Source organism: Shewanella youngdeokensis (genome assembly GCF_033180165.1).
Taxonomy (GTDB): Bacteria; Pseudomonadota; Gammaproteobacteria; order Enterobacterales; family Shewanellaceae; genus Shewanella; species Shewanella youngdeokensis.
The window spans coordinates 4,091,270-4,105,093 of the sequence record NZ_CP136522.1; the positions used below are offsets into that span (position 1 = coordinate 4,091,270).

Below are 13,824 nucleotides of genomic sequence, written 5' to 3' on the forward strand. Positions count from 1 at the left end.
AAACAACAAAGAAGGAACCTTGCTGTTTTAAGGATCTGTTACTACATTTTAAGGAGTTACATAATATTTATTACCAACTTACCAGAGCGTTAAAAGTCAGTAAGTCAATGAAAGGATTCGTGATGAACACGCATAATGATGATCTCGAAAAAATTTATCTCGCTTCTAGTGATCAGTTTGATTTAACTGAATCATCTCACCAAGTGAGCCTGCTGGAGCTAGCAGATTCGCTGCTGGAGCTAACACATACCTCTCCAGCACAACTCGAAGCCTTAGCACAAAAAGAAGATTGCCCACTGGTGTTTAAATTGGCCGTTAAATTGGTTCAATCGCGCACTTACTTACGCCAAATAACCCAACCCGTTAAAATAGGTATTGTGTTCGCCATGTGGGGTGAACATAACCGTTTGCTCGAAAAAAGTGCAGCGAATATCAATGGTGAAAACTCCCTGCTGACCAAAGTCACCCAACTCAACTGGGCTTGTAAGGGTACCCAAGTTGACTGGCATTTATACCCGGTAGACGATGGCTGTCCGCACAATAGTTTCGGTATCGCCTCTCGTATTGCCGATCGCAGCTCAGACCCTGAAAAAATTACAGTTCTCAACCTTAAAGATGGGATCTTAGCTAAAAGTGGTCCTTTAGCTGAACTTAATGACGTTGATGATTCAAAAAAAGGCGGAGCGATTATTTTTGGCTGCATGCAAGCACTAGAAGATGGTGTTGACGCCGTTGTCTACACCGATGCCGACAACTCCGTACATATGGGGCAATTAGGCCTCATTTTGGCGCCTTTTGTTTCCAGCAATACCCAAGTCACCCTCGGTAACCGTAAAGATCCACGCTCTATCTTGATCAAGCAAGAGCAACGATGGGGCATTGGAATAAAAACCCTTAGACACATGCAAAGAATGGTCGGCGCACCGATCTTCTCTAAAGGGATCCACGATACCCAAGCCGCTTACAAACTGTTTAGCCGCGAAGCGCTGCAGCATATGTTAGCAGCTCCTACGGTATTCGACTTCTCATTCGATACCGATTGGATTTTAGCAGCAATGCAACATAAACAAAGTATTGCTACTGTGCCATTTGCCTTTATAGATTCAGCCGCAGAATCCGCCTCTATCACCCAAGGACCAATGAGCACTTGGCTAACACTGCTTCAAGGCCTAGTAAAAGCCTTACGGGCACGTGATGCAGACTACAATAAAGAGATGGCCAACATTATTGATGAGCACATACAAACAGCCGAAGACTTAGATCGCATTATTGATTTATTACCCGATGAATTGGTCAATGCAAAAGATGCTGAATTGGGTGATGTGCAATTGATGTCTCCTCAAGCGTTGGCGGCTTGGTTAACTAAAGTAAAAGCGGGACAGTTGACCTCAAGCGCTTAATCGCGCAAGTTGGTCAATACTGACTTGAAGCCAATATTTGCCTCGTTGATGCCGCAACTTAAATTGCGGCATCAATAAACAGATAAAAGCAAAGGATGCAAAAACATGATTGAAGTGGATGAACTAACAGCAATGTGTGGTGATGACAGCGATATGGTAAAAATGTTGCTTACCATTTACCTAGAAGAATACGGCGAGAGCCATAACATATTAAAAACTCGCTTTAGCAGTGACGATGTTGACGGTCTATTTCAGATTTCCCACGAGCTTAAAGGGATGTTCAGTAATTTATGTGCCAAAGAGGCTATGACTTTAGCCCAAGTGGTTGAGTCTAGTGCACAAGCCGGAACCTTACCCGAGCAAAGCACTGTCGATGAGTTGTGCGGAAAAATACAAGAAATCAACCAGCAAATAGCAGGTATTTTGCAATAGGGTACACATTGCAGCGACCAACACTGAATAAGAAAGTACTCAATATACTGGCCTGTTCTTTGGCTATTTGCCTCGCTGCGGGTACTCACCCAACTTATGCTGACACAAATCCTAGCACCGACCAAACTTCAGATACGCCAACAGCAACAAAACCTGCTAAACGCGTATCCAGAACACTCGTTAGTCCTCAGCCTGCAGAAGAAACAGCCATCGAGTTTCAACGCCGTTCTATTGTCCCTCAAGCACAATCAACAGCAACCAAAGCGTTACCGTTAACAACGCCGCGTTCAGTGTTAAAACCGCTAGACTCTGAAACATCCAACAGCACACCTCGTACTGTGGTAAAACCGCTAAGCTCTGAAACATCCAACAGCACACCTCGCACCGTGGCAAAACCGCTAAGTTCAGAAACATTCAACGGCACACCTCGCACCGTGGTAAAACCGCTAAGCTCTAAAGCATCCAACAGCACACCTCGCACCGTGGTAAAACCGCTAAGCTCTGAAACATCCAACAGCACACCTCGTACTGCGTTAAAACCGCTAAGCTCTGATAAACCCAGCAGCAAAACTCGCACCGTGTTTAAACCACTAAATGCTGAAAAATTTGATAACACATCTGCGCTTAACGCCAGCGAAGTTGAACTGACACCGATAACAAACACGGTGACAAAGTTAACCTCGCCGCCCGAAAGCACCATAACCACAACTTCACTAACTCCTGCCCCCTTGAATCGTCATGACAAATTATTAGCCAGCAAAGCGCAGCTATATATTGATAAAAATTGGAATCAAACCACAGGTTTAATCGACTCAGTGCAAGGTTATACTCATGCAACCATGTGGGATGTAGGCAGCAGCATAGGGGCAATATTAGCCTTAGAGGCACTAGAATTAAGCACGTTAGAGGTCACTAATTTTCGCCTTAAAAAAATGCTCAAGACACTGTACAACCTCCCACTTTATAAAGATAAGCTCCCTAACCGCCAATATAATACCGTTACCGGTAAGCCCTCTGGTAGGTTAAGTAAATCAGCATCGAACGGTAATGGTTGGTCAGCGCTGGATCTGGGACGGCTCTACATTTGGCTAGCTATAATCGTTCAACATAAACCGCATTTGGCCGCTGATGTCGCCCGCATAACTGATAAATGGCAACTCGATGAAGCCGTGCACAAAGGTACGCTGTACGGAACAAAACTCACTTCTAAAAAAGAGTATTATCGGCAAGAAGGCCGGCTCGGTTACTTACAATATGCCGCAACAGGCTATCGCCTGATGGGTTTAGACGTCGACACTGCATTTGAGTGTGAGCGACTTGATGAAACCGAAGTCGATGACATAACAATTAAAATTGATCCGCGAAATCTACCGTTTTTAACGCTCGATTCTTTTTTACTTTATACCATCGAGTTTAGCCATGATGAGTCATGTTGGAACCAGCTCCGCGAGCTCTACGACTTACATGAGGAGCAATTCAATACCAGTAAAAAGCTAACCGCTTACGCAGAAGACTCACTCAGCAAGGCACCTTGGTTTTTATATAATAATATTTACTACCAAGGAGAGCCTTGGTACAGCGTGTCACACTCAGGTAAACCCTTTGCAAATTCGCAGACATTCAGCAATAAAGCAGCGTTTGCCATGAGCGTAATTTTTGATAGTGAATACAGCCGAGCACTCGCAAACCAAGTAACCACAAATAGTATAAGGCATCGCGTGATCCCTACCGGACTTTACCGTAATGGAAAAACAAATACCGCCTATAATATAAATACTAACTCACTGATTTTGGTCAGCCTTTGGTATAAAACTAGAAACAGACGGCCCATTTATGAGCCATAAATAATTACACATGCATCAAAATTATTTGGTTAAGGAAGACCCATTTGATAGCAAATTTAAAGTGGACCGACAAAGTCGCATGGTGGGGAATAACCCTAGGTTTGGCAGTAGCGGACGTTTGCGCTAGTGAACACCAGACTGAAATGGCCAAAAATGCCCCTAAACCCACCGAAATAACGATTCTCGATGGCACCAGTCAAAAATCAGTGCGTGAACCAACCGAAGCCGATTTAATCTGGAACGGGGTGACAAGTTCGTTCTTGCTATCACTGGACAGCTGGGACCCTGACTTACCTTGGTACAAACGCTGGAGCGTCAGCGCCTCAGGCGGTATCCCATTAGTCGATACCCCCGCAGTAATCCCAGCAAATGCCACTTCAGGCCCCAGCAATCAAAACCTAACTGCGAGCCTATCACTAAAATATTCAATTATTGGTAATTGGTTTGTTTCGACCACCCTTTATCACTATTTTGATCAAGAACTGCAGCAGCCGTGGAACCCTGACTTTACCTATGTGTTTGGTTATAGCGACTGGCGCCCCTATACGTTTAGCCTGCTTTATTCCAATTACGGCGGTAACCGATTTTCTCCTGAGCCTGGCGGAAGACACACTGAGTTTTCGCAAGGTACTTGGGCGCTAGGCTGGAAATTCCCTGTTAAAGAGCCCTATGTCGACTGGTTTTCATTTACTGATGAGGGCGCGATTGGGTGCCAGCTAGATTACAATTACACCCCTGAATATTTTGATTTAGCGACTGTTGAATACAAAACAGCCCACCAAACCATTAGCTTAGGCTGTAAATATTCAATTGTAGGAAATTGGTATGTCAATGCAACGGCATTTTACTATTTAGACAGTAGCCAAAAACAGCCTTGGAACCCAGACTATACCTACGGATTCGGCTACTTTGATTGGCACCCAGGTACCATTACCATTCAATACAACAACTACTCTGGCAACCGTTGGAATAGTGCGGATAGAGGCGCCGATACTGGGCGGTTTATTGATGGTTCAATCAGTATCAGCTATTCATTCGATTTTTGATCTATGTAGCTGACTTTTTTCCTAAACGATGCAGCACCTTTTTATGGCATTTAGGGCATTCATAGGAATGTCGGTGAATTTTGCTGCCACACTCAGGGCAAGGCAGCATTTTTCGGTCTTTACTTAACAGTAAAATAATGACCCCTATCGGCCCCAACACATACCCCAACAAGGCACCAGCAACAATGTTACCTTTGTGGTAACCAATGATGGTTGAAACTACCAGCATCAATACGTAAAAGCTCAGCCAAAATGCAATATTATCCATAATCAGAACACAAAATTAATAGTGATACTAAACAAGTCGACATCTTCCTTTTCACCAAAATAAATGGGAGGTGCGACAAATTGAGCTCGGTTAAAGGGATCTTCAGAGGTAAGAGTTTGGTATTCAGCATTAACCGATATCGCCGGGGTGACATCGTAACGCGCCCCAACAGTCACGCCTTTACTTTCCCTAAGGTCATGACTTTCACCGTAGACAATGTAAGGGGTAAAACCGTCAAAAGCATAGGCGACACTGGCATACCAATTCGTTTGTAAATCATCGTATTCGACTTCAGCCATAAATTGCCAAGCATCCATACTGTACTCTGCACCCACGGTATACACACTTAACTTATCGGGCTTTGTCGCGGGTAAAAGAATATATTTAGACTGTAAAAATCCAGCGTGAATACGGTAGTTAAAGCCTGTTAAATCTAAATAAATACCAGTGGTATAGTCAGATTCAAAATGAAATATAGTCGAGCCTAAAGCCACTTTAGTGGTACGCTCAAAACCATAATATGGTGACACAGTTAGCAACAGTTCATCGGACAACTCATAATTCCAAGCAAACGAAACACCATCGTACGATGTGGTACCCAAAATCGCATCATAAACCTCTACTGGCGGCCTTGCCCACACGTAAGCTTGACCGACAAAGTAAAATTCAGAGATCATAAATACTGGCAAACGCAATCGTCCAGCTCGTACCTCAAAATCATTAAACTCATAACTTAAATACGCCCATTCTAACTCAGGGTCGCTCCAGTCATCCTGCGTGCGCTTAACCACTTGCGCCGATGCTTTTAACCCGTCAAAAATATTGGCATCGAGCTGCAATCCAAATAATGTGTCACAGTCGTAACAGGTCTCGTCTGTGATCTCACGATTAATAAATAAGGGGGTTGTATTATCAGTTTTACTGATCGATGTCGTACCAAAACCGCTTAGAAAGACATTATCCGTTAATTCAATCGCCGCTTGAGCATTTGCTACAACGCCTAAGCTTAATAATACGAGGGTGTACTTATGGCTTAATAACATGGCTACTCTCCTTGTGGCACGGTTATAAGAATGTTGACTTCATCAGGTACAGACTCAAGCGGAGCGTAAGCGATGCCGTTCGGGTTCTCGTTTAGCCATTTTAAAATTTGCTTTATGTCGTTACTATCAAGCTCTTCTGGTGGAGAACCTTTACCAGAAAAAGCTAATCCCGCCCAATAACCATTCATTTGAGATACCGACTTGCCCAACAACATATTATAAAATTCTTTACGGTGCATAGACGATTCAGGTAAATCAACAAGTACTATTTTAAGGCTACCACCAATTTTTTTAGACTTACCACGGTATAGCATTCTAGCTTTACTTTTACTCAGCGGTGGTAACTCATTATTGAGGGTGAAAATTGCAAATTCGACATCAGTGCTGTCCGTTTCGACCGCGCTGAGAGGGAGAGGAGCACACAAAGCCGTACCGATAATTACTGACTTTATGCACAAAGATACTGTACGAAAGTTTATTCCATTAAACATATCAAAACCTTCAATCCTTGGTAGTTTTTTGTACTATGCTGAATATAGTCAAGAGTCATGCATTGCACAAGTATATGACTAACATGTTCAATTCAAGGAGCAGAAATGAACTTATTGAATCGTATTTCAATAAAAACAAGGATGTTGGCGCTGGTACTACTGCCGCTATTTTTTGCTGCCTGGGTAACGGTACTCGAGGTGCAAAATCAAAAACAAAATGTTGAAGCCTTAAATGTACTAAATAATAAAGTCACCTTCCTTGAACATTTTTCTGTGCTCAACAGCAAAATCATACAATCGCGAGAACAACTCTACACACAAAATAAACCTTTTATATTGTCAGACTTTACTCCGTTAATATCTAACTTCCCACAACTGCTAGACAGCGCCTTTACCCCTAACAATAACGAAGAGATTAAAGCTTGGTTTGACAGCACTAAAGAGGCGCTATCAGAATCGCCTGACGTGACGCTAGAGGGCATTGCCGATTGGTCAATTTGGATGGCAGAGCTGCAAACTCAGGCACTGATACTGCTAGAAAAAGATAACGTAGATGTACCCGAGCAGATCAGCCAAAACCTAACTATTTTATACCAACTGCAATGGCTATCGCTGTGGTCTGCTGAAGAAAAATGGCTTATCAGCCAACTACTCACCAATAAAAATGACGCCGAGCTACTCGCCCAACTCAGTATGACAGTCGAAAGGCAGCAGCTTTATGTTGAGCGCTTTATCAATATCAGCGCTAAGCCTGAACAAGTTAATTTACTGCTTGAGACATTTTCAGATAAAGCTTTTGAGCAAAGCTATCAGCTGCGAAGCCATATTTTACTCGAAGACAATCTCGTCGGGAGTCCCGAGTCCAATTTAAAAGCATTTAGCCAGCGGCTTAGCCTAGTACAGTTTGTTATTGCGACGTTTAACGAGCAACTTACCAGCAATGTTCACGATGAAATTGCTCAATCTAAAAACTTAATAATTATATTTTGCGCGGCTTTATTTGCGTCTTTACTGCTGATAGGTGTTATTGGTGCCAATCTATACAATCGTATTTTAAAGTATCTGCACCATGTAATTAACACCATGTCAGAAATTGAAAATACCCATGACTATTCTAATAAAATCAATGAAAGCGGTAGTGACGAATTAACTAATTTCTCCAAAAAGCTCAATAACCTCATTAACGAGCGTTTTCTTAATGACGGTAAAATTTTACGCGCAAAAGCCGACGCAGAGCGAGCAAACCAAGCTAAAAGCTCATTTTTAGCTAATATGTCGCACGAAATTAGAACCCCACTTAACGGCATTATTGGTATGTCAGAAATATTAGGCGGCACCAAACTGTCAGCGGTACAAAATGAATATTTAGAAACCATCGAAACCTCGTCACACACCTTGCTGCTATTAATTAACGACATTCTTGATCTGTCTAAAATTGAGTCGGGTAACCTAACAATTACCTATTCTGACACCAATATATGTGAGGTTGTGTATGACACACTCACCATGGTGTTAGCCAAAGTTGTCGAAAAAGATTTAGACCTCCAAGTTGATATTCCAGTTACTACCCCACACCTTGTATCGCTTGATGAACATCGCATGCGCCAAGTGTTAATGAACCTACTTTCAAACGCCGTTAAATTTACCAATGAAGGCGGGATAAAGGTTGCGATTAGCTGCCAATTTGACGAGCCGCCTTACGCCAATATGCAAATTAAAGTTTATGATTCAGGAATTGGTATCGAAGAAGATAAGCAACAACAAATTTTCTCCCCCTTTGTGCAAGAAGATGGCTCAATTACCCGTGAGTTTGGCGGCACCGGCCTTGGGCTAGCAATATGTAAGCAGTTAGTAGAGTTGATGGGCGGCGACATTATAATCACCTCAGAAAAAGGCAAAGGTAGCTGCTTTTCTGTTGAGTTAAAAGCCAGAATTATTGCGCAAGAAGCGCCCGAGAAAAATGAATTTAAACACCTAACTTCGGCCTTAATATCTAACAATAATCAAATCATCAACACCTTAGAGAACGCCTGTCTGCTGCAGGGTATGAAACTTAATTATCAATACGCATCGAGCTTTGATTTATTACAAGATAAACAACACTTCGATGTGCTTTTTGTTGATAACTGCTCTATATCAAGGGATGCATTAGCAACACTGCCGGAGCTATTGAGTGAAAAAGATATTTTCACCATTGCGATTAATACCCCATCTGAGCAACGCACACTAGACAATATCGATTCCACCGTGACCTTGCCATTACTGGGCCGACGCTTTAGTAATGCGATTCGAAACGGTATCGAAAATCGAGTGCAGCGCAATAAGGCTGCGCAACTGACTGAAAACGCAGCTAACGACCCAGACGCTAGCGTGACCCCAGCAGACAGTAAAATGAAAGTTGTGGTGATGATTGTAGAAGATAACCTAGTTAATCAGAAGGTTGCCTCATTACTTGTTAAGCAAGCAGGGTTTGATTTTGTTATCGCCAACAATGGCCAAGAAGCTGTTGAGCTTGTCAGCCAAGGCGAAACCATTAACGCTATTTTAATGGACTGTATGATGCCTATTATGGACGGCTTTACCGCAACTGAAAAAATTCGAGAGTGGGAAAAAATTAACGCTGTAAAACGCTTACCTATTATCGCGCTAACAGCCAGCGTACTCGACCAAGACATTAAAAAATGTTTCGAGTCTGGCATGGACGATTACCTCGCTAAGCCATTTAAAAAAGACGCCCTACTCGATAAGCTCAACTTAGTCTCAAATTAACTAACCGATACAGGCACACGCATTCGTCGGCGACTCACCATCGCCGACAACAAATATCGTTATATTTTGCTCTTAGTAAAACCGGTACACAAACTCACACATTACAGCGAAAAGATATGACATAAATCGGCATGAATCAGTTCAACGATATTTTATCCCTCGGGTATTGGTGGCTTTCGCTACTAGGCGGTTTGCACTGCCTAGGGTTAGGGTTTTATATCCGCTATATCTATCACGGGCAAAATGGTACCCACAAAATATTGGCCAGTATTTTTTGCCTAATGGCACTCTCTTTTTTTACCGGATTGATTACGAAAGACAATAGCCCCGCTCCCATCCTGTTTGTAATAATTTTAATTATACCTTTCTACTTTATACTAACGCCTTTACTGTACTTATATTGCCATCGTAGCCTCAACGACATTAACCAACCTATCGGTTTTTCGGCTCATTTTTACCCTGCAGCACTACTTGCTTTAAGCCTGTTTTCCAGCATGATATACAACATGTTCAAGCAAGGCGATTGGACCAACATCGCCTCGTTGGTCAATGTAAACGCCGAACAACTTAACCTGCTTGGTGCAACCCTACCTATTTTACTATTTATACAAACTGCACTGTATTTCTACTTTATTTTAACGATGCTTTTTCAGTATCGACACCGCAAAACAAGAGCGATTGAGGACAGCCTAAAAGACATTAAGTTCAGATGGTTACTCGTACTCACACTGTCATTGATGAGCAATTGGATCATCAGGGTAACGCTAGTTATATCGCCATTTTATTTTGGCGAACCAATCATCGACTATAAACATATAGTGACAAGGTTAGTGTTACTATTCACCGTCTATATTCTGGCACTTTACGGCTTAAAACAGATCACTTACGCCGCCTTTTTACGAGGCAGACTTGCTCGCTCACAACAAACCTCTCCCACAACATCCAGCCAACAGTTGCTCAATCAAGAAGAGCGAGCTTATCTACAGCAGTTATTGAAAGATAAAGAGCGTTAATATCCAACCTACCTCAAGGACTTTATCGTGCTTTTTGCGATAGTGTTGTACGGCTAATAACAATAAACATTAGTTAATTACGAGTTACCTCAGAACATTCCGTTAGGTTTAAACGTGTCCGTAAATGCAATTAATCACGACCTAGCCACATAGAGATAACCGCAAACCTCACCAATGTACTTACAATTAAAGCCTTGAGATGTTTTGATTTGGCAATATTTTTGTCGTTGGTATCACACTAATTTAATTATAAAAAATACAAATATACCTGAAGGGTAGGAACCACATGACCAAGTTAAACAAGCTAACCTTGCTCGCCACCGCAACGGCAGCATTATTAGGTAGCAGCATTGCCGCCTCCGCTTCGGAGCGACATCACGATATTGTAATCGATGATTTTTTTGAAATTGGTGGTATGAGCGCAGTTACACTCAGCCCTAATGGTAAAAAAGCACTTTGGTTAGAGTCTCGCTGGGATAAAGAGCTAGATAAAAGCCAACGAGATCTGTGGTTACTTGACACGAAAAGTGGCGCGACTCAACGACTCACGTTTACCAATGAAAGTGAATCTAGCCCGCAATGGAGCCCTGATGGGCAGTACATCTACTTTCTTGGTAAGGTAAAACAAGAATCAAACAAAGCGCCCTATAACGGCAAAACCCAAGTTTTCCGCATTGCCGCAACAGGTGGTGACATGCAGCCGATGACCAAAGAGGTCGAAGGCGTTAGCAGCTTCCAACTCAGCCACGACGGCAATAGCCTGTACTTTTTGGCCACCAAAACCGTTAAAGATAAAGACGACTGGGCCTCAATGCGCACCAAACATAGCGCCCCGCACTATGGCCATGGCGAGCGAGAGACCAATCCGCTATACCAGTTGGATCTACAGCACTTTAAACAACAGTTATTGTTAGACGACGATAAAGTAGTCTGGGAGTTTAAAGTCAATAACGACGGCAGCCACATTGCACGAATAACCACTGAAGATAATGAACTAGTACACTTAGAAGGCTGGTCAGATATTGAAATTTTCAATACTAAGACCAAGAAAAATAGCGTACTCGCAGACAAACAATGGCGCGACCAGGCACCCTCACCTTACGGCTGGCTACTCGGCTTAGATTGGCAAGATGACAATAACCAACTCGCCTTTAGAATCGATTTTGATGGCCACCCTGGTAAGTTATTTATCGCTAACGCTAACGCCACTCAAGCGGCCGCACTGCAAGTTAAACCCCAAGGTGACGTCACCCTTAACGCCGGTGATATACAATGGCGACCAAACAGCGATGACATTTGTTACCGCGGTTCAGATCACGGCCGCGTAGCGCTATTTTGTACTGACATTGACGACGGCAAACAGGGTGACACTCGCACCGTAATAAAAGGTGATAAAGTCATTGGCAGTTACAGCTTTAGCCAAAATGGCAAACGCGTTGCATTTAGCCATAATGGACTCGAGCATTTTTCTGATATGTTTATCGCCGATGCTCATCGTAACCGTGCTAACGCCAAACGCTTAAGTAACATTAACCCTCAGGTCGACAGCTGGAAACTGCCTCAGGTTTCGGTTGTTAGCTGGACAGCACCCGATGGCAGTACCGTTGAAGGTATTTTGGACTTACCGGCTGGATACCAAAAATCTGACGGCCCATTACCACTCATTGTACAAATTCACGGTGGCCCTACATCCGCTACACCTTACGCGTTGCAGCATCGCTCTTATGGTCGCTCAACATTTACAGCTAAAGGCTGGGCTTTGTTGTCGCCAAACTACCGTGGCTCAACCGGTTATGGCGATAAGTTCTTAACTGATCTCGTGGGTAAAGAGCACGAAATTGAAGTAAACGATATTATTGCGGGTGTCGATAAGCTAATTGCCGATGGCATTGTTGATGGTGACAAAATGGCCGTCATGGGCTGGAGTAACGGCGGTTATCTTACTAATGCGCTCATCAGTACGACTGAACGTTTTAAAGCGGCCAGTTCTGGCGCGGGTGTATTTGATCAACGCCTGCAGTGGATGCTCGAAGATACACCTGGGCACGTCGTTAACTTTATGGAAGGTTTGCCTTGGGAAAAGCCTGACGCATACACTCATGGCTCATCGCTCACCCATGCCAATAACATCAAAACACCAACACTGATCCATATTGGCGAAAATGACCAACGCGTTCCGGCTGGTCATGCACAAGGGCTTTATCGCGCCCTTAAACATTACCTCAACGTTCCTGTTGAGCTTATTGTTTACCCAGGTGAAGGTCATGGTCTAAGCAAGTACCAGCACCGCAAAGCCAAAATGGAATGGGACCAAAAATGGTTCGAACATTACGTGCTAGATAAACCGATAAAGTGATCACCAAAACTTAAAAAGCGTCGCAAGCGGCGCTTTTTTTATAAACAACCTGTATTACCAAGCACCGCGATCACCTATTTTTGCACCCGATAAAGCGCAGTAAAGACCGACTATCAATAGCTGAGTAATAGCATTATCAAGCAAAATCACTTACAGCTTAGATGCTTGTGGTCAACAATGATTCATTTTAGGTTCAGTTCAGCTGTGCTAAAACATCACATCAAATAAAACAATTAACTAAAATTAGCTTTAATCAAAGGCTGAAAAGGAACTTTACATGACACATTTTTTCAAAAAAATAACCACCATCGCATGCTTAATACTCGGCCTTTGTGCAACTGCTGCATACGCAGATGACGGTTATGCTCAAGCGAAAAAAGCCTTTCAACAAGCCGAACAAACACAGCACTTTTTCAATACTGCCTATGGCTACGCCCTTTTCCCTACCGTGGGCAAAGGTGGCTTTGGGGTGGGTGCCGCTTACGGTAAAGGCAAGGTCTACCAAGGTGGTCGCTATCGGGGCGACACCAGCTTAACGCAAGTGTCTTTTGGCTTTCAATTTGGCGGCCAAGCCTATAGCGAGGTGATATTTTTTAAAGACCAAGCCGCATATAAAAACTTCACCAGCGGTAGCTTTGAATTTGGAGCCCAAGCATCTGCAGTGGCAATTAATGTTGGCGCCAACGCTCAAGCTGGCACCACCGGCAACTCTGTCGGTGCAGGCCAAAACACAGCAGCCGCCTATATTAATGGCATGACGGTATTTACCGTTGCGAAAGGCGGATTAATGTTTGAAGCTGCGTTAGCTGGACAAACATTTACGTTTGAAGATAAATAAATTTAACCTAAAACGACTGCAACCCCGAACGCCAAACCTGCCCTGTAATAACGCGATTTAACAGGGCAAGTTTGCCGCATCAAGACAACCTACCGACTTCCACCAGCTTAACGATAAGCGTCTGCTCTACAAAACCTTAATGACTCAGCCACTACACAGGGAGTTTACGTGTACGGCAATGACAATTGCATATTGCTTAACGTAATGAGCACTTCGATAAGCTAACTCACCACAAGATTAAAATACGAAGTAATTACTCTAGGACAGGTGCATTTCACCTAAAATAGTTTATATTAGAAGATGGAAACGATGAAAACGACACAA

General features: G+C 43.2%; 11 protein-coding genes. 8 read left to right on the plus strand and 3 right to left on the minus strand.

The window, feature by feature from the left end; translation table 11 throughout:
* Nucleotides 1-122 precede the first annotated feature (122 nt).
* From RGE70_RS17445 to RGE70_RS17460, 4 genes are all read left to right on the plus strand, one after another.
* On the plus strand, nt 123-1,400 hold the full coding sequence (locus RGE70_RS17445; RefSeq protein ID WP_310472693.1) for a glycosyltransferase family protein: 1,278 nt from the start codon (nt 123-125) through the stop codon (nt 1,398-1,400).
* Nucleotides 1,401-1,505: 105 nt separating this feature from the next.
* On the plus strand, nt 1,506-1,832 hold the full coding sequence (locus RGE70_RS17450; protein ID WP_310472694.1) for an Hpt domain-containing protein: 327 nt from the start codon (nt 1,506-1,508) through the stop codon (nt 1,830-1,832).
* Between the two features lie 8 nt (nt 1,833-1,840).
* A complete protein-coding gene (locus tag RGE70_RS17455; protein ID WP_310472695.1) occupies nt 1,841-3,676 on the plus strand; it encodes a DUF3131 domain-containing protein in 1,836 nt (611 codons plus the stop codon).
* Between the two features lie 44 nt (nt 3,677-3,720).
* Nucleotides 3,721-4,722 (plus strand): hypothetical protein, encoded by a 1,002-nt coding sequence (locus RGE70_RS17460; protein ID WP_310472696.1) that lies wholly within the window; start codon nt 3,721-3,723, stop codon nt 4,720-4,722.
* A gap of 1 nt (nt 4,723) precedes the next feature.
* Here the strand turns inward: RGE70_RS17460 and RGE70_RS17465 are convergent, their stop codons facing one another.
* The 3 genes from RGE70_RS17465 to RGE70_RS17475 are packed head-to-tail and all read right to left on the minus strand — an operon-like array spanning nt 4,724 to nt 6,524.
* Nucleotides 4,724-4,990, minus strand: coding sequence for a hypothetical protein (locus RGE70_RS17465; RefSeq protein WP_310472697.1), 267 nt, complete (start codon nt 4,988-4,990; stop codon nt 4,724-4,726).
* 2 nt (nt 4,991-4,992) lie between these two features.
* Nucleotides 4,993-6,033 carry a porin gene (locus tag RGE70_RS17470; protein ID WP_310472698.1) on the minus strand — a complete coding sequence of 347 codons (1,041 nt, stop codon included), beginning with the start codon at nt 6,031-6,033 and terminating at the stop codon, nt 4,993-4,995.
* 2 nt (nt 6,034-6,035) lie between these two features.
* Entirely contained in the window at nt 6,036-6,524 is a 489-nt protein-coding gene (locus RGE70_RS17475) for a hypothetical protein (RefSeq protein WP_310472699.1), read from the minus strand.
* A 105-nt stretch (nt 6,525-6,629) separates the two neighbouring features.
* On the opposite strand from RGE70_RS17475, the gene RGE70_RS17480 reads away from it, so the two are divergent.
* The 4 genes from RGE70_RS17480 (at nt 6,630) to RGE70_RS17495 (ending at nt 13,500) form a co-directional block, all read left to right on the plus strand.
* Nucleotides 6,630-9,293, plus strand: a complete 2,664-nt coding sequence (locus RGE70_RS17480; protein WP_310472700.1) for a hybrid sensor histidine kinase/response regulator — start codon at nt 6,630-6,632, stop codon at nt 9,291-9,293.
* 131 nt (nt 9,294-9,424) lie between these two features.
* On the plus strand, nt 9,425-10,306 hold the full coding sequence (locus RGE70_RS17485) for a hypothetical protein (protein ID WP_310472701.1): 882 nt from the start codon (nt 9,425-9,427) through the stop codon (nt 10,304-10,306).
* Nucleotides 10,307-10,592: 286 nt separating this feature from the next.
* Nucleotides 10,593-12,662 (plus strand): S9 family peptidase, encoded by a 2,070-nt coding sequence (locus RGE70_RS17490; protein ID WP_310472702.1) that lies wholly within the window; start codon nt 10,593-10,595, stop codon nt 12,660-12,662.
* A 277-nt stretch (nt 12,663-12,939) separates the two neighbouring features.
* Nucleotides 12,940-13,500, plus strand: a complete 561-nt coding sequence (locus tag RGE70_RS17495; RefSeq protein ID WP_310472703.1) for a lipid-binding SYLF domain-containing protein — start codon at nt 12,940-12,942, stop codon at nt 13,498-13,500.
* Nucleotides 13,501-13,824 lie beyond the last annotated feature (324 nt).